The sequence below is a fragment of the Telluria sp. LT2P80 genome, from assembly GCF_059685955.1.
Genome location: NZ_JCASIO010000005.1, coordinates 60344 through 80235 on the forward strand (window position 1 = coordinate 60344; position 19892 = coordinate 80235).

At 61.3% G+C, this 19892-nt stretch carries 23 protein-coding genes; 15 read left to right on the forward strand and 8 right to left on the reverse strand.

Annotated features, from left to right (window positions below; translation table 11 throughout):
- Positions 1 to 68: 68 nt before the first annotated feature.
- The 6 genes from AC56LW_RS14360 to AC56LW_RS14385 all read left to right on the forward strand — a co-directional run bounded on the left by AC56LW_RS14360 (position 69) and on the right by AC56LW_RS14385 (position 4140).
- Positions 69 to 992 carry an OmpA family protein gene (locus tag AC56LW_RS14360; RefSeq protein WP_332529888.1) on the forward strand — a complete coding sequence of 308 codons (924 nt, stop codon included), beginning with the start codon at positions 69 to 71 and terminating at the stop codon, positions 990 to 992.
- Positions 993 to 1030: 38 nt separating this feature from the next.
- Entirely contained in the window at positions 1031 to 1564 is a 534-nt protein-coding gene (locus AC56LW_RS14365) for a ferritin-like domain-containing protein (RefSeq protein WP_183550672.1), read from the forward strand.
- Between the two features lie 66 nt (positions 1565 to 1630).
- Positions 1631 to 1975, forward strand: a complete 345-nt coding sequence (locus AC56LW_RS14370; protein ID WP_332529889.1) for an ElaB/YgaM/YqjD family protein — start codon at positions 1631 to 1633, stop codon at positions 1973 to 1975.
- 34 nt (positions 1976 to 2009) lie between these two features.
- Positions 2010 to 2375: a phage holin family protein gene (locus AC56LW_RS14375; protein ID WP_499635375.1), complete on the forward strand. Its 366-nt coding sequence runs from the start codon at positions 2010 to 2012 to the stop codon at positions 2373 to 2375.
- 23 nt (positions 2376 to 2398) lie between these two features.
- The gene (locus AC56LW_RS14380) at positions 2399 to 2794 is read left to right on the forward strand and encodes a hypothetical protein (RefSeq protein WP_332529891.1); all 396 of its coding nucleotides are present in this window, start codon (positions 2399 to 2401) and stop codon (positions 2792 to 2794) included.
- 203 nt (positions 2795 to 2997) lie between these two features.
- Positions 2998 to 4140, forward strand: a complete 1143-nt coding sequence (locus AC56LW_RS14385) for a DUF3616 domain-containing protein (protein WP_499635379.1) — start codon at positions 2998 to 3000, stop codon at positions 4138 to 4140.
- Between the two features lie 28 nt (positions 4141 to 4168).
- Here the strand turns inward: AC56LW_RS14385 and AC56LW_RS14390 are convergent, their stop codons facing one another.
- Both AC56LW_RS14390 and AC56LW_RS14395 read right to left on the reverse strand, forming a co-directional pair.
- Positions 4169 to 4516 (reverse strand): hypothetical protein, encoded by a 348-nt coding sequence (locus AC56LW_RS14390; protein ID WP_499635381.1) that lies wholly within the window; start codon positions 4514 to 4516, stop codon positions 4169 to 4171.
- A gap of 123 nt (positions 4517 to 4639) precedes the next feature.
- Positions 4640 to 5098: an outer membrane lipoprotein gene (locus AC56LW_RS14395; RefSeq protein WP_332529894.1), complete on the reverse strand. Its 459-nt coding sequence runs from the start codon at positions 5096 to 5098 to the stop codon at positions 4640 to 4642.
- Positions 5099 to 5346: 248 nt separating this feature from the next.
- Here AC56LW_RS14395 and AC56LW_RS14400 point away from each other — a divergent pair, with 248 nt between their 5' ends.
- The 3 genes from AC56LW_RS14400 to AC56LW_RS14410 all read left to right on the forward strand — a co-directional run bounded on the left by AC56LW_RS14400 (position 5347) and on the right by AC56LW_RS14410 (position 7594).
- Complete coding sequence (locus tag AC56LW_RS14400; protein WP_499635386.1) at positions 5347 to 5898, forward strand: hypothetical protein; 552 nt, start codon at positions 5347 to 5349, stop codon at positions 5896 to 5898.
- Positions 5899 to 5977: 79 nt separating this feature from the next.
- Complete coding sequence (locus AC56LW_RS14405; RefSeq protein WP_183550710.1) at positions 5978 to 6292, forward strand: BON domain-containing protein; 315 nt, start codon at positions 5978 to 5980, stop codon at positions 6290 to 6292.
- Between the two features lie 45 nt (positions 6293 to 6337).
- On the forward strand, positions 6338 to 7594 hold the full coding sequence (locus AC56LW_RS14410) for an AI-2E family transporter (RefSeq protein ID WP_332529896.1): 1257 nt from the start codon (positions 6338 to 6340) through the stop codon (positions 7592 to 7594).
- Between the two features lie 37 nt (positions 7595 to 7631).
- Here the strand turns inward: AC56LW_RS14410 and AC56LW_RS14415 are convergent, their stop codons facing one another.
- Together AC56LW_RS14415 and AC56LW_RS14420 are read right to left on the reverse strand one after the other, a co-directional pair.
- Positions 7632 to 8546: a YihY/virulence factor BrkB family protein gene (locus tag AC56LW_RS14415; protein WP_332529897.1), complete on the reverse strand. Its 915-nt coding sequence runs from the start codon at positions 8544 to 8546 to the stop codon at positions 7632 to 7634.
- A gap of 86 nt (positions 8547 to 8632) precedes the next feature.
- Positions 8633 to 9661 (reverse strand): OmpA family protein, encoded by a 1029-nt coding sequence (locus AC56LW_RS14420; RefSeq protein ID WP_499452995.1) that lies wholly within the window; start codon positions 9659 to 9661, stop codon positions 8633 to 8635.
- A gap of 526 nt (positions 9662 to 10187) precedes the next feature.
- On the opposite strand from AC56LW_RS14420, the gene AC56LW_RS14425 reads away from it, so the two are divergent.
- The 4 genes from AC56LW_RS14425 to AC56LW_RS14440 all read left to right on the forward strand — a co-directional run bounded on the left by AC56LW_RS14425 (position 10188) and on the right by AC56LW_RS14440 (position 13317).
- The gene (locus AC56LW_RS14425) at positions 10188 to 10796 is read left to right on the forward strand and encodes a winged helix-turn-helix domain-containing protein (protein WP_332529899.1); all 609 of its coding nucleotides are present in this window, start codon (positions 10188 to 10190) and stop codon (positions 10794 to 10796) included.
- A 215-nt stretch (positions 10797 to 11011) separates the two neighbouring features.
- Positions 11012 to 11758: a glutathione peroxidase gene (locus AC56LW_RS14430; protein ID WP_499635390.1), complete on the forward strand. Its 747-nt coding sequence runs from the start codon at positions 11012 to 11014 to the stop codon at positions 11756 to 11758.
- 2 nt (positions 11759 to 11760) lie between these two features.
- On the forward strand, positions 11761 to 12648 hold the full coding sequence (locus AC56LW_RS14435; protein WP_499635872.1) for a M90 family metallopeptidase: 888 nt from the start codon (positions 11761 to 11763) through the stop codon (positions 12646 to 12648).
- A 114-nt stretch (positions 12649 to 12762) separates the two neighbouring features.
- Entirely contained in the window at positions 12763 to 13317 is a 555-nt protein-coding gene (locus tag AC56LW_RS14440) for a hypothetical protein (protein WP_332529902.1), read from the forward strand.
- Between the two features lie 53 nt (positions 13318 to 13370).
- Here the strand turns inward: AC56LW_RS14440 and AC56LW_RS14445 are convergent, their stop codons facing one another.
- The 4 genes from AC56LW_RS14445 to AC56LW_RS14460 all read right to left on the reverse strand — a co-directional run bounded on the left by AC56LW_RS14445 (position 13371) and on the right by AC56LW_RS14460 (position 17829).
- Positions 13371 to 14033, reverse strand: coding sequence for a hypothetical protein (locus tag AC56LW_RS14445; RefSeq protein ID WP_499635393.1), 663 nt, complete (start codon positions 14031 to 14033; stop codon positions 13371 to 13373).
- Positions 14034 to 14044: 11 nt separating this feature from the next.
- Positions 14045 to 14884, reverse strand: coding sequence for a hypothetical protein (locus AC56LW_RS14450; protein WP_499635395.1), 840 nt, complete (start codon positions 14882 to 14884; stop codon positions 14045 to 14047).
- A gap of 546 nt (positions 14885 to 15430) precedes the next feature.
- Complete coding sequence (locus tag AC56LW_RS14455; RefSeq protein ID WP_499635398.1) at positions 15431 to 16804, reverse strand: DEAD/DEAH box helicase; 1374 nt, start codon at positions 16802 to 16804, stop codon at positions 15431 to 15433.
- 245 nt (positions 16805 to 17049) lie between these two features.
- Positions 17050 to 17829, reverse strand: coding sequence for an inositol monophosphatase family protein (locus AC56LW_RS14460; protein WP_183553544.1), 780 nt, complete (start codon positions 17827 to 17829; stop codon positions 17050 to 17052).
- A 181-nt stretch (positions 17830 to 18010) separates the two neighbouring features.
- Between AC56LW_RS14460 and AC56LW_RS14465 the strand changes: the two genes are divergently transcribed.
- Both AC56LW_RS14465 and AC56LW_RS14470 read left to right on the forward strand, forming a co-directional pair.
- The gene (locus AC56LW_RS14465) at positions 18011 to 18790 is read left to right on the forward strand and encodes an RNA methyltransferase (RefSeq protein WP_499635401.1); all 780 of its coding nucleotides are present in this window, start codon (positions 18011 to 18013) and stop codon (positions 18788 to 18790) included.
- A gap of 94 nt (positions 18791 to 18884) precedes the next feature.
- Positions 18885 to 19847, forward strand: a complete 963-nt coding sequence (locus AC56LW_RS14470) for an alpha/beta hydrolase (RefSeq protein ID WP_499635403.1) — start codon at positions 18885 to 18887, stop codon at positions 19845 to 19847.
- The last annotated feature ends 45 nt before the right edge of the window (positions 19848 to 19892 follow it).

Here is a 19892-nt window from a genome sequence, read left to right on the forward strand (position 1 = left end):
CCTGTCTGATGCAGACAGGAGTTCGCGCCGACGATCCGGCGCATATGGAAAATAAAAGGAATAACAACATGAAAAACCGCAAATCCGCCGTATCGATCCTGGCCGCCGCCGTGCTGGCCGCTGCCTGCGCCAGCGCACCGATGACCACGCCAACGCTCGACCAGGCACGCGCCGACTTTGTCAGCGCCAACAACAATTCGCAAGTGTCGACCTACGCACCGCTCGAATTCAAGCAGGCCAGCGAAGCCCTCGACCAGGCCAACCAGGCTGCTGCCCGCCGCGAAAGCCTGAGCGACATCGACCGTCTGGCCTATGTCGCCAAGCAGCGCATCGCCACGGCGCAAGAAGTTGCCAAGGGCAAGGCCGCCGAAGCAAATATCGCCGACGCAACGCGTCAGCGCGACATGGTCCGCCTGGATGCCCGCACCGCCGAAGCCGATCGCGCCAAGCGCGAGGCTGAAGCCGCCCAGGCTGCTGCCCAGCAGGCCCAGGGTCAGGCACAGCAAGCCCAGATGCAGGCACAGGCAGCGCAGGCTGAAACGGCTGCGATGGCCGAACGCGCTGCCAAGCTCGAAGCGCTGCTGGTCGACCTGCAGGCCGTGAAAACCGAACGCGGCTTTGTCGTCACGATCGGCGACGTCCTGTTTGCGACCGACCAGGCCGTGCTGAATGCGAATGGCGTTTCGACGCTGCGGAAACTGGCCGACGTCATGGCCCAGAACCCGAACCGCACCGTGCTGATCGAAGGTTTCACCGACAGCACCGGCAGCGAGAGCCACAACCAGCAACTGTCCGAACGCCGCGCCGCCGCTGTCGCGACCGCGCTGGCCGGCCAGGGCGTGCCACGCGAACGTATCGCCATGCGCGCCTACGGCGAAGCCTTCCCTGTTGCATCGAATGACAGCGCAGCAAGCCGTCAGCAGAATCGTCGCGTCGAAATCGTTCTGTCGAACGAAGGCGCAGCCATTCCGCCACGCGCAGCAGCGCGTTGAACACATTTTTTGAACCGACTTTGAATTAAGGAATGACAATGGAACAAACCAACAACCTCGGCCACGGCTTTGATGTCTCGGCAATCCGCAAGGCAGCCGCCAACCTCGACGACGGCGCCGTCACCGAGGGCTATCAGGCCGACCGTGAAGCGGTCATCGCAATGCTGAACGATGCACTGGCCACCGAACTGCTGTGCGTCATGCGCTACAAGCGCCATTATTACACCGTCAGCGGTCCGGGCACCGGCCAGATCAAGGCCGAGTTCCTCGAGCACGCGCAGCAAGAGCAGGAACATGCCGACCGCATCGCCGAACGCATCGTGCAACTGAACGGTTCGCCAGATTTCAACCCGGCCACCTTCGCTGCCCGCAGCCACGCCGAATACGATGCGTCGGAGAACGCGCAGGACATGGTCCGCGCCGACCTGATCGCCGAACGTGTGGCGATCGAATCGTATCGCCAGATGATCGTAGCGATCGGCGACAAGGATCCAACCACCCGCAACATGCTGGTGGAAATCATGGCCGTCGAAGAAGAACACGCCGACGACATGCGCGACCTGATGGCCTGAGCCTGACGGTGACCCGCCCCGCGCGGCGGGTCAGTTTCAATGATTGATTAGTGACAGGAGTAGAACATGCTAGACACTTCCCGCAACAGCAACGGCAGCATGCACCCGATCAGCGGCAGCACCTATGCCACCCAGTCCGACATGAAGGCCCTGGTACGTGACGCACAGTCGATGCTGACCGCCGCCGCATCGCTCACCGGCGAGAAAGCCGAAGAGCTGCGCGAGCGCGGCATGGCGCTGCTTGACACCGTCCTGGGCGGCGCCAGCCTGGTCCCGACCCAGGCCGTGGTCAAGGGCAAGGAACTGGTTCATACCGCTGATGTCTACGTCAAGGACAATCCGTGGCGCATCGTGGCAGTAGCGGCAGGTGTCGGCGTGCTCATCGGCGTGCTACTTAGCCGCAAACATTAAGGTTGGGGGCTACGTGGATAAAGAAGAAGCAGTCGTGCATAACCCCGGCGTATTCGCCGGCATTTCCAGTCTCTTCAAGAGCCTGTTCGGTCTGGCCGTCTCGCGCGTCGAACTCGCCGCGCTGGAGTTGGCCGACATCCGCAATCACGTCATCGAGCTGGTGGCCATCTTTGCCGTGGCCGCGCTGGCGGTCTGGTTTGCCATCGCCTTCGGTGCAATGACCATCGTTGCGCTGGCATGGGAATCGATGGGCTGGACCATCCTGTTGATCATGTTCGCCGTGTTTGCACTGATCACGGCCATTCTCGTGGCCAAGGGCATGGCGCTGATCAAGCAGAACAAGCTTGGCTTTCCTGCCACGATGAAAGAACTGAAAAACGACCGCGAGATGCTGCTGTGAGCGGCGCACCCAAAGAGGCCAACATGCACAAACACGACGAGACGACCGGGTTGGCCGGTCACCAACACAGCCTGGACCCGGCAAAGCGCAAGCAAGAACTGCTGCGTGAAGGCGAGTTCTTCCGCGCTGGCGTGGCCCATGCCAAGGCCAGCATCCAGCATGGCATCAAGCCTGAGGTCATGCTGCGCTCGGCCTTTGACCACACGACCGTGGCGCTGCGCACCAGGGCCGACGCGCTGCTCAAGCCGACCGGCACCAATGTGTCGATGCTGCTGCCGTATGCCATGACCGCTGTAAACTTCGTGCGCCAGCGTCGTATGGGCAAGCAGGCAGCGGGCGCTGCAGTCGGCGTGGGCATCCTGGGCTGGTACCTGAACCGCCGGCGCACCCGCAAGGCCAAGGCAGCCAAGGAAGCATGAGTATACGTATGAACCGGTGCAGGCGCCTTCGAGCGTCGGCACACGATGTAACGATCACGAATGACGCTACAGGGTAGTACGCTGTACCGGCTTTGGTGGGGCTTGAACGGCGTTCCAATCGCAAGTTGGACGCCGTCTTTTTTTGTCCTGCCTGCGCCCGCCCATCCAGTATGCTGCACCCATCCCTTCACCACGAGAACCGCATGCATCCCTCAAATATTGTCCTGCTCGAATTCCATCCCGAACGCGATGACCTCAGTCCCGACAAGGAGTTGCGCAATGGCCTGTCGGTGGCGCTGCGCATGGGCAAGACGCTGTGGCTGGCAAACGATGAGTCCGTCAGCATCGAGCGTTTGACACTGGTGGAAGAAGACAGCCGCGGCCAGAGCAGCTTTGCGAGTGAGCACCATCAATTTGCGCTGCATGATTTCTTCGACCTGCCGCTGCCGGCCTTCGACATCGAGAAAGGCCGCATCAATGAAGCCGATGTCGAAGGCCTGGCCTGCGACGGCAAATATATGTGGGTCACCGGCTCGCACAGCCTGCGGCGCAAAAAGCCCGACCCGCTCGATGGCAACAAGCGCACGCACAAGCGCCTGGCGACGGTCAGCGCTGACGGTAACCGCTATCTGCTGGGCCGTATTCCAATGGGCGAACAGGATGGCGTGCCTACCTTGCTCAAGGAAGTCGAGCACAAGGGCAAGCGCCGCACTGCCGCGCTGCTGCGCGGCGATGCGCATGGCAACGAACTGACGGCGCAGCTCAGGCAGGACGAGCACATCGGCCCGTTTCTGGCTATTCCCGGCAAGGACAACGGCTTCGATATCGAGGGCATCGCGCTGGCGGGCAAGCATGTGCTGCTGGGCCTGCGCGGGCCGGTGCTACGGGGCTGGGCCACCATTATCGAAGTGGCCCCGGTCGACGATGAGACACCGGGTTCGCTGCGCCTGGCGCCGCTCGACGCGGATGGCAACCTGTACCGCAAGCATTTCCTCGACCTGGGCGGACTGGGCATTCGAGACCTGTGCAAGCAGGGCAGGGATCTGCTGATCCTGGCCGGGCCGACGATGGATCTGGACGGCCCCGTGACGCTGTTCCGGTGGGTCGGTGGCGCCGAGCCGGACGGCGAAACGGTCGTCTCTGCCGAGGCACTGGAGCACGTGCTGAACCTGCCGTTCGGGCAGGGCGTGGATCACCCGGAAGGCATCGCGCTGTTCGCCAGTCGCGATGGGGCCGATGAGGGTTTGCTGGTGGTGCACGATTCGGCGTCGCCGAGCCGGCAGATCGGGGAGAGTACGCTGGTGGCGGATGTGTATCCGCTACCGTCGCGCAAGAAAAAGCGCTGAGGCCAGCAGGCGCTGGCTAACTTCTGCGTCAGTTCGATGGCGCCTTGGCCAGCAGCGCGGAATCACGCTGGAACGTTGCACGTGCTTCTGCCACACAGGCCTTGCGATCGGCGGCAGGCTGTTGCTTGCAAGCGTTCTGCGCTTCCTGCAATGCCGCGCGCAGTTCCTTGCGCAGCGTCTGCTGCTCGGAATCGTTGCGGTACCAGCGCGCCGGATCGCCATTGGCAATTTCCTGGGCTTGCTGACGGGCGGCGACCTGACTGACATTGGCGTCGCCACCCGTGGCTGGCGTCGATTGCGCGGCAGCAGTCAGGCAGGTGAGGGAAGTTGCGAGCGCAAACAGGCAAGTGGTGGCGGAGCGAATGACGTGGGCCATGATGGTCTCCAGAAGCGGTGCGGAAGATGGTCGTTCTGACGAAGCGGAAGCGGAAGCAGAAGCGGAAGCGGGTGTATGCCCGATCTCCGCTCCTGCTCCGGTGGTGCCGGGTCGATCGGTAGATCAGTAACGGTACACGCGGCCGTCAACGATGCGAACGCGGTTGCCCACACGCAGATCGTAGACGCTGTCCTGCATCACGGCGCGGTATTCGCCGTTGTCCATGCGGACATTGATCTGGTATTGCTCGGGACCCTGTGCATTGCGGTTCTTTTCGACGTTGTTACCCAGCGCAGCGCCGGCAACACCGGCAGCCACGGTGGCTGCAGTACGGCCGCTGCCGCTGCCGATCTGATTGCCGGCCAGTGCACCCACCACGCCGCCCAGGATGGCGCCAGCGCCGCTGGTGCGGTTTTCACCTTGCGCGACCTGGATCGAATCGATCACGCCGTAGCCGGCCGAGGCGCTGCTGCTGGCATTGTTGTAGCCGCCGCCGAATGGCTGCTGGCTGTTGCTGGCGCAACCGGTGAGCAGGGCGCCGGTAGCAAGGACGACAGCGATAAGTTTACGGTTTGCATTCATATTGTTCTCCTGACAAAAGGTTTTACTCAGAATAGACACGCTGGAGAAGGGGGTCTGTGCGTTGCCGCACCCATCTTGTTTTGCTAACAGGTCCGACATCTGGCCACGGGGCGGTGAATATGTCCGGCAATGAGCGTTGTTTGCGTGACACAGCCCATTACTCTGCGTCTTGTGTTCGCCAGCGTACAGAAGGCTAGTGTACTGCATGTAAAGATGGCGCCAGTGTTGACAAATGGTGAACAAAAATAATGAAGACTCCGCATGTGATGTTCCTGCTCGCTGTTGCCATGGCCTGGACTACTCCGGCTCTGGCGCAAGGCGCAGGCCAGGATGCGAAGGCCGCTTATCAATACGCGATGGACACTGCCGAAGCTGGCTACGATGCGGCCAAGGCCAGGTGTGACACCATGGCCGGTGTGCCGCACGAAATCTGCATTGCCGATGCCCGTGCGGCACGGATCCGGATCGAAGAAGAGGCGACGGCAGCCCACAAGAACACGCTCGCGGCCTATACCCAGGCACGCATGCGCATCGCGACCGCGTTCCATGAACGCGACAAGACGCGCTGTGGCGCATTGGTGGGTAACGACCGCGAAGTCTGCCTGGCCCAGGCCAAGGCGACACTGGTCGCGCTCCAGGCTGATGCCCGGGCCGACCGCAAGGCGATCGAAGCGCGTCTGGATGCCTATGACGTCAAGATCGAAGCTGAATATCGCGTCGCACTGCAGAAGTGCGATGCCTTCGCCGGCGCCGTCAAGGACGGGTGCGTGAGCACCGCCCGGACGGCGTACGGCAAATAAACCTGCGGGCCGGCTTGCCGGCGCCGCGCAATCCGCCCGCAAGGGTAAGTTTTAAACATGATCATTATTAGGAGCCATCATGAAAATCGCTAAAAGCATCATCTCCGCTGCCATCTTCGCTACCGTCGCCATCACCGCTGTCGGTTGCTCGTCGACCAACAAGCAAGCCAGCACCGGCGAATACGTCGACGACGCAGTGATCACCACCAAGGTCAAGGCTGCCCTGATCAACGACCCTAACGTGAAAGCACGTGAAGTCAACGTCGAAACGTTCAAGGGCGACGTTCAGCTGTCGGGCTTTGTTGCTGATGCACGCGATGCACAGCGCGCTGTCGAGATCGCACGTGGCGTCAAAGGCGTCACCGCAGTCAAGAACGACATCCGCGTGAAATAATAGTCGGATCGCCGGGGCGGCCCGGTCTTTTGTTCAGGCACACATATGCAGCTAGCTCAATCTGATCCGGCCATGCCGGCAACCCCGCCTGATACTGCCGCCCCGGGGGCTTTGCCCCCAAGCAGCAACGGTGACGCCCTCCATCCCGAGGTGCGTTCCACCGGCGACGATCTCGCCCTTCACATCGGTGCGCTACGCGTACCACTGCACGTCAACGCCCGCGGCCTCGCGCTCGGCGTCCTTGCTACCATCGCTTTTGTCTTCGCGCTCCAATGGGCGCAAAAATTCTTCGTGCCGCTTCTGCTCGGCATTCTGATCGCGTATACCCTCAATCCTGTCGTACGCTGGCTCGAGCGCTGGCATATCCGCCGCATCGTCGGCGCTACACTGGTCACCGTCGTGATCGTGGGCGCGATGGCTGGCACCGTGTACCGGCTGCAGGGTGAATTCTTCAATATCATCGACGATCTGCCGACGTTGACATCGAAAGTCACGCGCATCCTGTCGAATACGACGGGCGAGCGTTCGACGCTGCAGCAGATGCAGGCCGCCGCCGCCGAGATCGAGCGCGCCGCCAGCAATGTCGGCTCGGACGCCCGTCGCGTGACGCAGCAGCGGCGCCAGAATGCCGGGGATGCGTCGTCGAGCTCGCCAATTCGTGTGATGGACTGGGTGCTGGCCGGCTCGATGAGCCTGGCGGCGTTCATGTCGCAGGCCACGATGGTGATCTTTCTCGTGTTCTTCCTGCTCCTAGCGGGCGACACGTTCAAGCGCAAGCTCGTCAAGCTGACGGGGCCTTCGCTGTCGCGCAAGAAAGTCACGGTCCATATCCTGGACGACATCAATACGTCGATCCAAAGCTATATGTTCATGCTGCTGGTGACCAACGTCCTGCTGGCGCTGCTGATGTGGGGCACGCTGCGCGCGATCGGTCTGGAAAACGCCGGCGCGTGGGCGGCGTTTGCCGGCGTGGCGCACCTGATGCCGTATTTTGGGCCGCTCGTGATTACGGTCGCCACTGGCATGGCCGCGTTCCTGCAGTTTGAAACCGTGGGCATGGTCACGCTGGTGGCGGGCGCATCGCTCGGCATCGCGACACTGGTCGGCATGGTCGTGGCAACCTGGATGACCGGCAAGATCGCGCGCATGAATCCGGCGGCGGTCTTCGTCAGCCTGTTGTTCTGGGGCTGGCTCTGGGGTGTCTGGGGCTTGCTGCTGGGGGTGCCGCTCGTGATGGTGCTCAAGGTCGTGGCCGAGCGCGTCGAGGGGATGGAAGTCGTATCGGAACTGCTGGGAGAATAAGGTCGGCAGCCAGGCCGCCGACCTCCAAGGTACAACGTTATTCCGCCTTCGGTTTCGGGTCCACGCCCGTTACCGACTTTGGCTTGTTACGCAAGCTACCCATCTGCAACGCATACTGGCGCGCGAATTCTGCGCCCAGGAAAAAGATCTGCGCTGAGTAATAAACCCACAGCAGCAAGGCGATCAGCGATCCGGCGGCGCCGAAGCTGTCGGTGGTACCGCTGTTGCCGATGTACAGGCCAATCCCGAACTTTCCCAGCGTGAACATTGCCGCCGTGCCAAGCGCGCCGATGGCCACGTCTTGCCACGACAGTTTCACGCGAGGGAGCAGCTTGTAGATCACACCGAACAGGGTGGCGATGACCAGGAAGCCCAGGCCCGAAGCAATCCAGCCAATGACGATCGCAGCGTCTTGCCACATACCGCTGATAAATTTCTCAGCCACCGTTGTGGCGGCGCTGATCACCAGTGACACCATCAGCAGGAAACCCAGCACCAGAATCACGCCAAATGACAGCAGGCGGGTGCGGATCAGGTTCCATATGCCGCCATTCGGTGGCGCCGGCAGGTTCCAGATTTCATCCAGGCTGTCCTTGAGTTCTGAAAACACGGTCGTCGCACCGACGATCAGCAGCAATGTGGCCACGATTGTGGCAAACATGCCCGTTTCCTTGTTTTGCGCACCGGCCAGGATGGCCTGGATGGTATCGGCGCCCTGGACACCGACAAGACCGCGCAATTCATTGAGCAATTGCCCTTGAGCCGCTTCCGCACCGTAGAAAAAACCGGCAACAGCAATCACGAGCACCAGGATCGGTGCCAGCGAAAACAACGTATAGAACGCCAGCGCAGCCCCTTTGCTGGACGCCCGGTGATCGATCCAATCCATGACTGCAGCGCGCAGTACCTGGTAGATCTGGTGCGTGTACGGGAACCATTTATTCACTGCCATAACCGCTTCTCCAAAAGAAAAGGGGGCCGAAGCCCCCTCGATCTCGCATGGTCACCACCGACATGCGGTGGTGACAGCTTCAGGTATTAACGCTGGACTGGGACTTCAACCGTGATCTGGTCGACTTCGACGCGACGGTTAGGTTCCAGGCAAGCGATCAGCTGAGCGCGGCCTTTCTGGTTGCACTCGACGACTGGGTTAGCTTCGCCCTTGCCGATAGCGCGCAGACGGTTACCGTCGATGCCTTTGCCGATCAGATACTCACGCACGGCCATGGCGCGACGCTCCGACAGCTTCTGGTTGTAGGTCTCCGAACCCAGACGGTCGGTGTAGCCGGTGATTTCGACGTTGGTGACGCTGGTGTCAGCTTGCAGGGCAGCAGCGATTTCGTCCAGCTTAGGTGCTGGGGTGATCACGACAGCCTTGTCGAAGGCGAACATCTTGGTCGCTTCGAGGGTGACTTTCTGGAAGCGTGGTGCTGGTGGTGGTGGCGGTGCGACTGGCTCAGGTGCTGGAGCTGGTGCTTCGACCACTGGTGCCGGTGCTGGCATTGGTGCTGCTGGTGGTGGGTTGAACGCGTAGTTCACGCCGACGGTCAGCATTTTGTTGTTGCTGCGCTTGAAGCCGAACAGTTCGTCATCACGCAGGAAGCCACGCACGGTGCGCAGGTCAGCTTGCAGCGACCATTGCGGGGTCAGGCTTGCCTGGAAACCGATACCAACGGTGCCGTACGGCGAGTTTTTCTCGACGTTACGCAGTGGATTGTTGACCTTGTCACGCTCAACACCCAGACCGAACAGGATGAATGGACGGAAACGCTCACGGCTCAGCATCAGCAGAGCGTCTGCGCCGAGCAGGGTCTGGCGGTATTCACTGCGACCCTGTTCGAAACGGGTCTGGCTGGCGCCGACCTGGATGTCCCAGTTCTGACTGACCGCCTTACCGAACTTCAGGCCGCCACCCGTGTCGCGGTCATCAACGCCGAAGTCTGCATCTGGCTTAACGTGGTTCACGCTAGGCTGGATATACCACGATGGGTTGATCTCTTGCGCGAGGGTGGCGCCGGATGCGCACAGCAGTGCTGCAGCCAGGGCGATTTTCTTGGTGTTGTTCACAGGTAACTCCCGTTGGTTAAAATTGATGACAAAGCATGCGTCAGCAGCTAAGTTGGATAAAGCTTAACAGTGCCAGTTCCGAATCCTCGGTGCGCTACCGCACCTAATGCAAAAACGCTGTGCGATTTTACAACAGTGATCAAATTCGCACATTTCTAAGGTGAAACTAACTGTAACGACGCTGTCATGTTGCGGATGAGGAGGGTGCGCACTGCAGAATGTCATGTTGCAGTCATGCAGGTATAGTGTTGCTTGTGCAGATGACATGATGCGGCAGCGTTGTCATGTCTTGGAGAGTTTACAAGATTGCCAAGAATTCCACCAGCGGCGCCAAAACAACATGTTTTTGTGCCCTGCACCATGGTGCTTTCAGGAATCTTGTCGAATGTTGGATGGCGCACAGACCATGGTGTCTGATGCAGGCAATCTTGAGGCTAGTTAAGCGGAACCGAGATGTTGTCAGGGTGTCACACGACACACAGCGACCCGGACCACATAGTCTCACTCTCTATTGGAGCTAATCAATATGCATGCAACGACACAGCACAACGCGGTACATAGCGAGACCGGCGCAGTGCACACCTCCGGCAATTCGGCGCTGATTGAACGCGTCCCACCACAGCCAACCGAGCGCGCACCGATTTCTTTGGCCCCGATCGAGCGCGTGCGTTCGACGTCTGCCACCCAGCGCCGCATTGAAAACATGCAAAAGCTGATCAACGAACTCTCGAGCCATGAAATGCTGGCCGATGAGATCGCGTGGTTCCTCAAGTTTTCGCCGTCCGGCGCCCGCAAGTACATCCGCGATCTGCGCGAAGCCGGCGTGATCGAGCTGGCCCGCTACATCGAAGGCACCGCTACCTATCTGGGCAAGGCCGTGTACCAGATTTCGCCAGACCCAGACCGCGTCAAGGCGTTCCTGGCAGCGATCTGCCAGCCAAAGCGCGAAGGCGTCGCCCCACGCAAGGAGCGTCCGGGCCTGCGCGAGCAGAACATGGCTGGCAGCGGTCGTCACTTCCATATCCTGGCCGATGACACCCACTATGCCATCCGCGTCAATCGCAGCCCTGTGGCACGCGATCCACTCGTAGCAGCACTGTTCGGCCCGCCACCAGGCCAACCTGCAGTCAAGTAAGGCGCCGCAGTTGCGCCCCCGGGCTGGTGCGGTCGAGACCCGCACTGGCCACGGTCCTGACGAACGCTGTCGTCCTTTGCCGCGCATGTTGCGCGGTTTTGTTTTTTGGGCCGCGTTTTTTGCATGGTGCGTGTTGAAAACAAATCAATAGTCCTCAACTGACGTGCCATGTCGCTGTATTTGCGCGATGCACAATCAACCAGATAGGAGTATCGATGTTACCGAGTGCCGAATCGCTGGAAGGCAAACCCGTACCCAAGGTGACGTTCAAGGCGCGCCCCGACGATCAGTGGCGCGATGTGACGTCCGATGAATTGTTCAAGGGCCGCACCGTGGTGGTCTTTTCGCTGCCCGGCGCATTTACGCCAACCTGTTCCTCGACCCATCTGCCGCGCTACAACGAGCTGGCGCCCGTGCTGCGCTCGCATGGTGTCGATGAGGTGCTCTGCATTTCGGTCAATGACGCCTTCGTCATGAATCAGTGGAAAGCAGGGCAGGACGCCGCCAACATCACGGTCATCCCGGACGGCAATGGTGACTTTACGACCGGCATGGGCATGCTGGTCGACAAGCGCGACCTCGGTTTCGGCAGCCGCTCGTGGCGCTATTCGATGCTCGTGCGCGACGGCGTGATCGACAAGATTTTCATCGAGGCTGACAAGGAAGGTGATCCGTTCGAGGTGTCGGACGCCGACACGATGCTTGACTACGTTGCGCCACAGGCCCAGGTGCCAGAGCCGGTGGTCATGTTTTCGCGGCCCGGTTGCCCGCATTGCGCGCGCGCACGGCAAGCATTGCAGGAACAGGACATCCATTTCACCGACATTTCCGAAGACCAGAAGATCAATTCAATCGTCTTGCGCGGCATTAGCGGCCGGATGACGTGGCCACAAATTTTCGTCGGTGGTGAATTGATCGGCGGCGCTGACGACGTGCAGGCCTGGCTCGCCAAACGGGCCTGATGATGGAAACGCTTGCTGTCGGGGTGCTGGGCGTCGTTATCCTGGCCGCCTGGCTGGTGCCCAAATGGCGCTTGCGCCGCGCGATATCCCGGCCGCTGTCGGAAGAGCATGTGGCGATCCTCGCCCGTAATGTCATGCAATACAGTCGCATGGACGATCTGCAGCGCCAACAACTGGCGCGGATGGTCCAGCATTTTCTGCATGAAAAAAAGTTTGTCGGCTGCGCCGGGCTCGAGTTGACCGACGAGATGCGCGTGACCATTGCAGGCCAGGCGTGCTTGCTGCTGCTGGGTCGTGTCGACGGCGATGCAAAACCGGTCAGTTATCCGACGCTCGAGATGGTGCTGGTCTACCCGGGAGCATTCCTGGCGCCGCGCAAGCAGATCGACGCATCCGGCGTGGTGACCGAAGAGCGGCAGGACTTGCTGGGTGAATCGTGGGGCGATGGGCGCGTCATCTTGTCGTGGGATCATGTGCGGCGCGGTGATACTCTGGATGCGCCTGGCCACAACGTCGTGTTGCACGAGTTTGCGCATCAGCTCGACAGCGAGTCCGGCAACACCAATGGTGCGCCGTATCTGGGCAGTAGCGAGCGTTACCGTAGTTGGTCCGAAGTGCTGTCGCGCGATTACACGAACTTGCGGCACGATGCCCTGTGGGGCAAGCAGGGTGTGCTCGACCATTACGGCGCCACCAATCCAGCTGAATTTTTCGCCGTCGCCACGGAAAGCTTCTTCGAGCAACCGCACCAGCTCGCCGCGCGCCATCCCGCGTTGTACGATGAATTTCTCAAGTATTACAGGATCGATCCACGTCAATGGCAAAGCACACCGCCTGCCCCGGTGGAGGAACCGCCGCAGTATGGCGTGGTCTATGGGCAGTGGCGCTGAACGCTGAAGCCGTCAGATCCAGAGCGGTCGCCTGTGACAGGGTGCGTGCGTCGCCGTACAGATGGGTCACTGCCGCGGGCGCATGCTGGTCTCTCTATCCAGGAGAACTTGCCCATGTCTATGATCATTGCAGGACGTTTCCAGCTTCAGGACGACGTCGACCGCGCGCGCAGCGCACTGGTTGACGCTGGTTTTGAAGCAGATCGCATCAGCGGCTTTTACCTGAGCCAGCCGGGTCAGCACGATATGACGCCCATCGGCGGCGACAATTTGCAGTCGCCCGGTGCAAAGGACACGCCCGAAGGCGTCGTCCAGGGCATGGCGACGGGCGGTGCGGTTGGCGTGGCAGTCGGTGCAGCGACGTCGCCGATCACCGGGCCGATTGGACCGATCGTTGGCGGGCTCGTGGGCGGGCATATCGGTTCGCTGTTCAGCTTTTCGAAGATGAAAGACCGGGGCGAACCGGAGGAGGGCGGCGAAAACGCAGTAGCGCCGCGCACGGCCGGCATGCTGGTGGCGGTCGCGTTCACCGATCCCGCGCTGGAAGCCCGCGCCGTTGACTTGCTGCGTGGACTTGGCGCACATCATATCGAGCGTGCGCAGGGCAATATCGTGGCTGGTGACTGGGCCGATTTCGATCCGTCGAGTCTGCCGGACGTGATTGCCTGAGCGGGTCAGTGGGGTTCGACAGACGCCGCTTGCGTATCTGCACCCGGCAGGATTCAGGTTTTTGTCGGCGAACTCGGCTTGAGCGTCTTGAGTGCGGCGTTGTGAAGCTGTATTTTCTCCAGCGCAGCGCCCACCTGCGAAAACTGGCCCCTGGCGATGCTGCCGATCAATAATAGAATCCCGCCAACGAGCCCAGTGACTTCGCCAATGACACCGATGCGGCGGATTTTTTCTGCCGCCTCTGCCGTCAGCGCCATTAGCCGATGTTGTGGCTGGGCCAGATCGTGGATGACGAACGTGGCGGCGTTGGCGTACAGCGCATGGGCATACTGGCGCAGCAAGAGCTCATCGTCTGTCAATGCGCGCAGCAGGGCCTTCTGCGCATCCGGCATGGTGCGACCGTTGTAACTTGCAATCTCCTGCAGAATACGTTCGTGCAGGTCATCGGCGATACAGACCACACTGTCGGCCAGGTCAACGACGTGTTCCATGTTCGATAGCGCATTGGCCCGAGCGACGCCGTCCGCATCGGGCCCGGTTGCGGCAGCATGCTGCGCCGCGGGTGGCGTACCAGGCGCCACCGTGGTGACGAATGTGTCGGGCGTCGATGGTTGGTTTGGCAGGGCCGATCCCGCCGGCTGGAGCAGATCGGTCGATGTTGGCGTGATCTCGGCGTCGGCTGCCGGGGCGGGATTGCTGTGTGAAAATGTCGCCATGATATTCCCCATTATTCGCCGCTGAGAGCGTCGCGGATCAGATTCAGGTCGTGGACATAGCCCGCCAGCATGCGGCGCGTCTCTTCGCTGCTGAGCTTATCCATGTTCTCGCGCATTTTCTGGTGGCCCAGGGCCACCTTGGTCAAACCCTGCTGTGCCAGCTTGTAACGGCGGTCGATCAGCCTGTACTCGGCTGTTTTGTTTTGCAGATGCACCTTGGCCAGCGTTACCAGCATGCGATCGGCATTGCGGTTGGCCATCGGGATTTCGGCATTGAAAAGGCCAAGCACGGTCTTCTGCTCATTTTCGTTGGCCTTTTCATAGATGCGGGTGAGGACAATCATGGCGTCGATCAGCGTCTGCACATCGGCATTCCCATCGCGCACCATCGTGTCAACGCTGCGGTTCTGGTAGCGGGATGCGATCACCCGTGTCAGCAGTCGGGTCATCCCCGTATAGGCCGCCACATGTCGCTGCTTCAAGCCCGAATCGGTCATCGCCTTGAGGCCGCTTCCCAGATCATCGACGCGCCCGGACAACTCGTACCGGCCATCGCCTGCCAGCAAACTCAGCGTTTGCATGTACAGGACGAGTGTCTTCTGAATCGCCACAAAGTCATCAAACACCGCCCGTCGCCCGGCATCGGTATCGCGCGCCACGCGCTCGGCCTGCGGCGACAGATACGGCAACTCGCGCTCATAGGTGTCCCGATACCGCCGCGACAATTCTGCATATCCGCCGAGCCTGGCCGACGCATCCGCAAACTCGCGCACCTCACCCAGGCTGACCTGCCCCGTAGAAGCACACCCGGCCACCAGCAGTCCCACCAGCACCAGCACCCTGCGCGTCATACCACCTCCCGCTCCCAAAATCCCATTCTTCCCACCCACCTGCCACACAACTTTGTGATACCTCAATATCCACCCGTTAACCCCACCAAAATAAAAATGAGGGTCAGAGTCGAATTAACTGACAACTTTAAAAGTTATCAAACAATTCGACTCTGACCCTAATTGTTAACTAATTGAATTTGAGAAAGTCGATAATGCAACAATCTTCTGGTGAGTTGATTCCCGGATGTTAATCAACAATTCGACTCTGACCCTCATTAAATACAACGCCAAAAACATCTAGGTGGAAATGAAAAGGCGCGAGCTGAGCAATCAATTTTCTAGCGAACATTGATCGGCGAAGTTTTCGCAATTTTGGGAATCAGCGGCAACAAAAAAAATGAGGGTCAGAGTCGAATTAAATGACAACCTTTAAAGTTGTCAAACAATTCGACTCTGACCCTCATTGTTGAGCAAGAGCTCTGGCGATATTAACCTTTAGGTGACATCGAATGAGCGAGTGGTGTGACAAAGTTTCTCGATAATTCGACTCTGACCCTGATTGGGTTAGCGGTCGCGGCGTACTGCTGAGGCGGGGCGCTGGCCGCTGCGTTTTGCGGCTGCGGGGGCGCCGCCGGGGGCGCGCGGCTTGTTGCCGCCGCCGCCGTTACCACCACCACCGCCGCCATTGCCACGGCCACCGCCGTTGCCGCCGCCCGGACGGCCGCCGCGGCCGGTGTGGCCTGGGGCGCCGCTGCGCAGCTGGATTGGTTGTGGCTTGGCGTTCATGTCCGGCTCGAAGCCCTCGATGACTTCACGCGGCAGCGTTTGCTTGATCAGCTTCTCGATGTCTTTCAACATCTGGTGTTCGTCAACGCAGACCAGCGACACCGCTTCACCCGTCGCGCCGGCACGGCCCGTACGGCCGATGCGGTGGACGTAGTCTTCCGGGATGTTTGGCAGGTCGTAATTCACCACGTGTGGCAACTGGTCGATGTCGATGCCGCGCGCGGCGATGTCGGTGGCGACCAGCACTTGCAGGCTGCCGTCCTTGAACTCGGCCAGCGCCTTGGTACGTGCCGACTGGCTCTTGTTGCCGTGGATCGCCATCGCGCCGATGCTGTCCTTGCCCAGCTGCTCGACCAGCTTGTTGGCGCCGTGCTTGGTGCGCGTGAACACCAGCACCTGCGTCCAGTTGTTCGCCTTGATCAGGTGCGACAGCAGCGGGTGCTTCTTGTCGCGGTCGACCGGGTGGATCTTCTGTGCGATGACTTCGACGGTCGAGTTACGGCGCGCGACTTCGATCATTTGCGGGTTGTTCAGCAGGCGATCGGCCAGCGTCTTGATCTCTTCCGAGAACGTGGCCGAGAACAGCAGGTTCTGGCGCTTGGCCGGCAGCAGCGCCAGCACTTTGCGGATGTCGTGGATGAAGCCCATGTCCAGCATGCGGTCGGCTTCGTCCAGGATCAGGATTTCGACCTTCGACAGGTCAACGGTGCCCTGGCCAGCGTGATCCAGCAGGCGGCCCGGCGTGGCGACGAGGATGTCGACGCCATGCTTGAGCAGCTTGATCTGTGGATTGATGCCGACGCCGCCGAAGATCACGGCCGAATTCAGGTTCGTGTACGTGCCATACAGGCGCACGCTTTCCTCGACCTGGGCCGCGAGCTCGCGGGTCGGGGTCAGCACCAGCGCGCGGATCACGCGTGGCGAGGTCTTGTTTTTCTGCGCTGCGCCGATCGTGTCGTTCGACAGGCGATGCAGGATCGGCAGCGTGAAGCCAGCCGTCTTGCCGGTACCGGTCTGGGCGCCGGCGAGCAGATCGCCGCCGTTCAGCACGGTTGGAATGGCCTGGCTCTGGATCGGGGTCGGGGCGGTATAGCCTTGTTCGGTTACCGCGCGCACGATCGCGTCAGAGAGACCGAGTGAAGAAAATGACATAGATTTTTCAGTAAAAAAGCGGCCCGTCGCCATGCATGGCGGCAGTCCTGGAATCGGATTGATCGATGCAGGCGCGCAAGCTAGCGGGCGCCCGGACGCTGCCGCACAGGCGGCTAGCAGGGATTATAGTGAAGTGTATTTCACTGTAGAAAGTATTTGACGCAGAACTCTGTAACGTTTTGTACAAAAGCACAGGCCACTGGCAAGCACTGCCTGCGAGTGGCCTGACTGTTACAACGTGTATTTTACGCGAAAGGCGACAACAGCGGGACAAGCGCGCCGAAAACCTTCGGACCGGCGGCGATCACGTCACCCTTGTTCAGGTAATCGGACTCGCCGCTGAATTCGCCGACGATGCCGCCAGCTTCCGTCACCAGCAGGGCGCCAGCCGCGATGTCCCAGATCTTCAGGTTTTTTTCAAAGAAGCCGTCGATGCGGCCAGCGGCCACGTTGGCCAGTTCCAGTGCTGCCGAACCGCCGCTGCGCACGCCATGGCTGCGCGAGGCGACGACTTCGTACATGCGCAGGTATTCAGCCAGCGCGCGTGGATCCGGACCGTGGCCCGACGACAGCAGGGCGCGGCCGATCCGCTCGGTGCTGCGCACGCGGATACGCTTGTCGTTCAGGTAGGCGCCGCCGCCCTTGGTGGCGGTAAACAGGTCGTTGCGGACCGGGTCGTAGACCAGGCCGTTCGTGATCACGCCGCGCTGCTTGAGCGCGATCGAGATGCAATAGTTGGGATAGCCGTGCAGGAAGTTGGTGGTGCCATCGATCGGGTCGATGATCCACACGTTTTCACTCTCGTCGTTCAGATTGGCTGATGCACCGCTTTCCTCGGCCAGGATGGCATGGCCCGGATACGCCTTGAGCAGCGTTTCGACGATTTCATGCTCCGCCGCCTGGTCGACGTCGGTGACGAAATCGTTGTGTTGCTTTTCCGAAACGACGATGCGGTCGATGTCGAAGGACGCACGGTTGATGACGGTGGCGGCGCGGCGGGCGGCCTTGATGGCCGTGTTGAGCATTGGGTGCATGGAGGCTTTTCCGTAAGAACGCGAACGCCCACTCACGCACCGATGGGGCGCCGTGAACGATCAGCTATTGAAGAGTGATTAAAGAGCAGGGTGGCGCTGGAACCCGTTACAATCCGGGGCTTGCCCCCGCTACCGTAAAACCGTCCGCACCACGCGATGGTCGCTATTGTAAATGAACCCGACCCAAACCGACACTTCTTCTTTCAGCCCGCCGCCACTGTTCGGCCGTTTGCGTTTCGTCCTCGTCGAAACGAGCCGCGCCGGCAACATCGGTTCGGTTGCGCGTGCGATGAAAACGATGGGCTTTACCGATCTGGTGCTGGTCACGCCGAAGTGTGCCGACTTCGTCAACGATCCGGAAGCGGTTGCCTTTGCCAGTGGCGCGGGGGATGTGCTGAACAACGCACGGGTCGTGCCCGATATCGGCGCGGCCCTTGACGGCTGCAACTTCGCCGCCGCCGTTTCGGCCAGATTGCGCGAATTCTCGCCCCCTGTCTGGACCCCGCGCGCGTTCGCCGAACATGCCGGCGCGGCGCCCGAGCTGCGCGCCGCCATCGTGTTCGGCAACGAGCGCGTGGGGCTGCCGAACGACATCGTCGAGCGCTGCAATGTGCTGATCAACATCCCGGCCAATCCCGATTATTCCTCGCTGAACCTGTCGCAGGCTGCCCAGGTGCTGGCCTATGAGGCGCGCATGGCCTCTGTCAGCGGCGCGCCCGCTACCCGTGGCGTCGGTTTCCAGGGCGACGCCGCCAGCGTGACGCAGATCGACGGCATGTACGCGCACCTCGAGCAGGCCCTGGTCGCCATTGGCTTTTTGAATGCCGACAACCCGAAAAAGCTCATGCCGCGCATCAAGCGCATGTTCGCGCGCGGTGGTCTGGAGCTTGAAGAAGTCAACATCCTGCGCGGCATCGCCCGCGCGATCCTGAAGGACGCGCCACCCCGTTGATGCCGTCGCTGCAGCCAGCCTATACTCGCGTCATGGACACCCACCGCATCGCTTCGCGCTCATACCGCGCCAGCCGTTCAGACAAGGTGCCGGCATGAGTTCGCGCCAGCTGCTGCGCCTCGTCCTGCTCGTGCAGGTGCTGGTTGCCTGCGCCATCGGCGCGGCCGCCGCCCGGGCCGGCGCCGGGCCGTGGCAAGCCGTTGCCATCGGCCTGGGGAGCGTGATCCTCGTGCGCCTGGCGATCAACGCGAACAATTTTGTGATGAGCCGGCGCGCTGCCAGCCCGACGCCGCCCGAACACCGGATCGGGGTGGCCCCCGCGTTGCGGATGTTCGGCGAAGAGTTTGGCGCCAGCATGCTGGCCAGTTCCTGGCACATGCCGCGCGCGCGGCCCCGCACGCGCATCCATCCTGGCAGCAGCACGCCGCCCGTCCTGCTGCTGCACGGTTACGGTTGCAACAGCGGCTATTGGATGCACCTGGCGGCGCGGCTGGACGCGGCCGGCATCAGCCATGCCACACTCGACCTGGAGCCGCTCACCGGCGACATCGACGGCTTTGCCGATGCGATCGAAGAGGGCGCAACACGGTTGCGGCGCGCGGCCGGTGCGCAGCAGGTCATCATCGTCGGCCACAGCATGGGTGGCCTGGCCGCGCGCGCCTGGCTACGCCGGCATGGCAGCGCGCAGGCGGCGCGCGTCATCACCCTCGGCACGCCGCATCACGGCACATGCCTTGCCGCGTTCGGCATCGGCATCAACGCGGCGCAGATGCGGCGGGCGGGCTCCGACGGGCCCGCCTGCGCGTGGCTGAGCGAGCTCGCCGCGCACGAAGATGCTGCCACGCGCGGGCGCATCACGTCGATCTATACGCATCACGACAATATCGTGGCGCCGCAGACATCGGGGCACCTGGAGGGTGCGCGCAACATCGACATCGGCGGTGTCGGTCACGTGGCGCTGGGCCGCAACCGGCGCGTGCTGGCGCTTGTCATGGACGAGATCCGACGCGTGCCAACGGCCTGTCCGCTGCCACCTGTTTTACACGGCGCTGCGTGAATCCACCCCGCGCCCGCGCGTGGTACAGTGATATCAATAACGCAT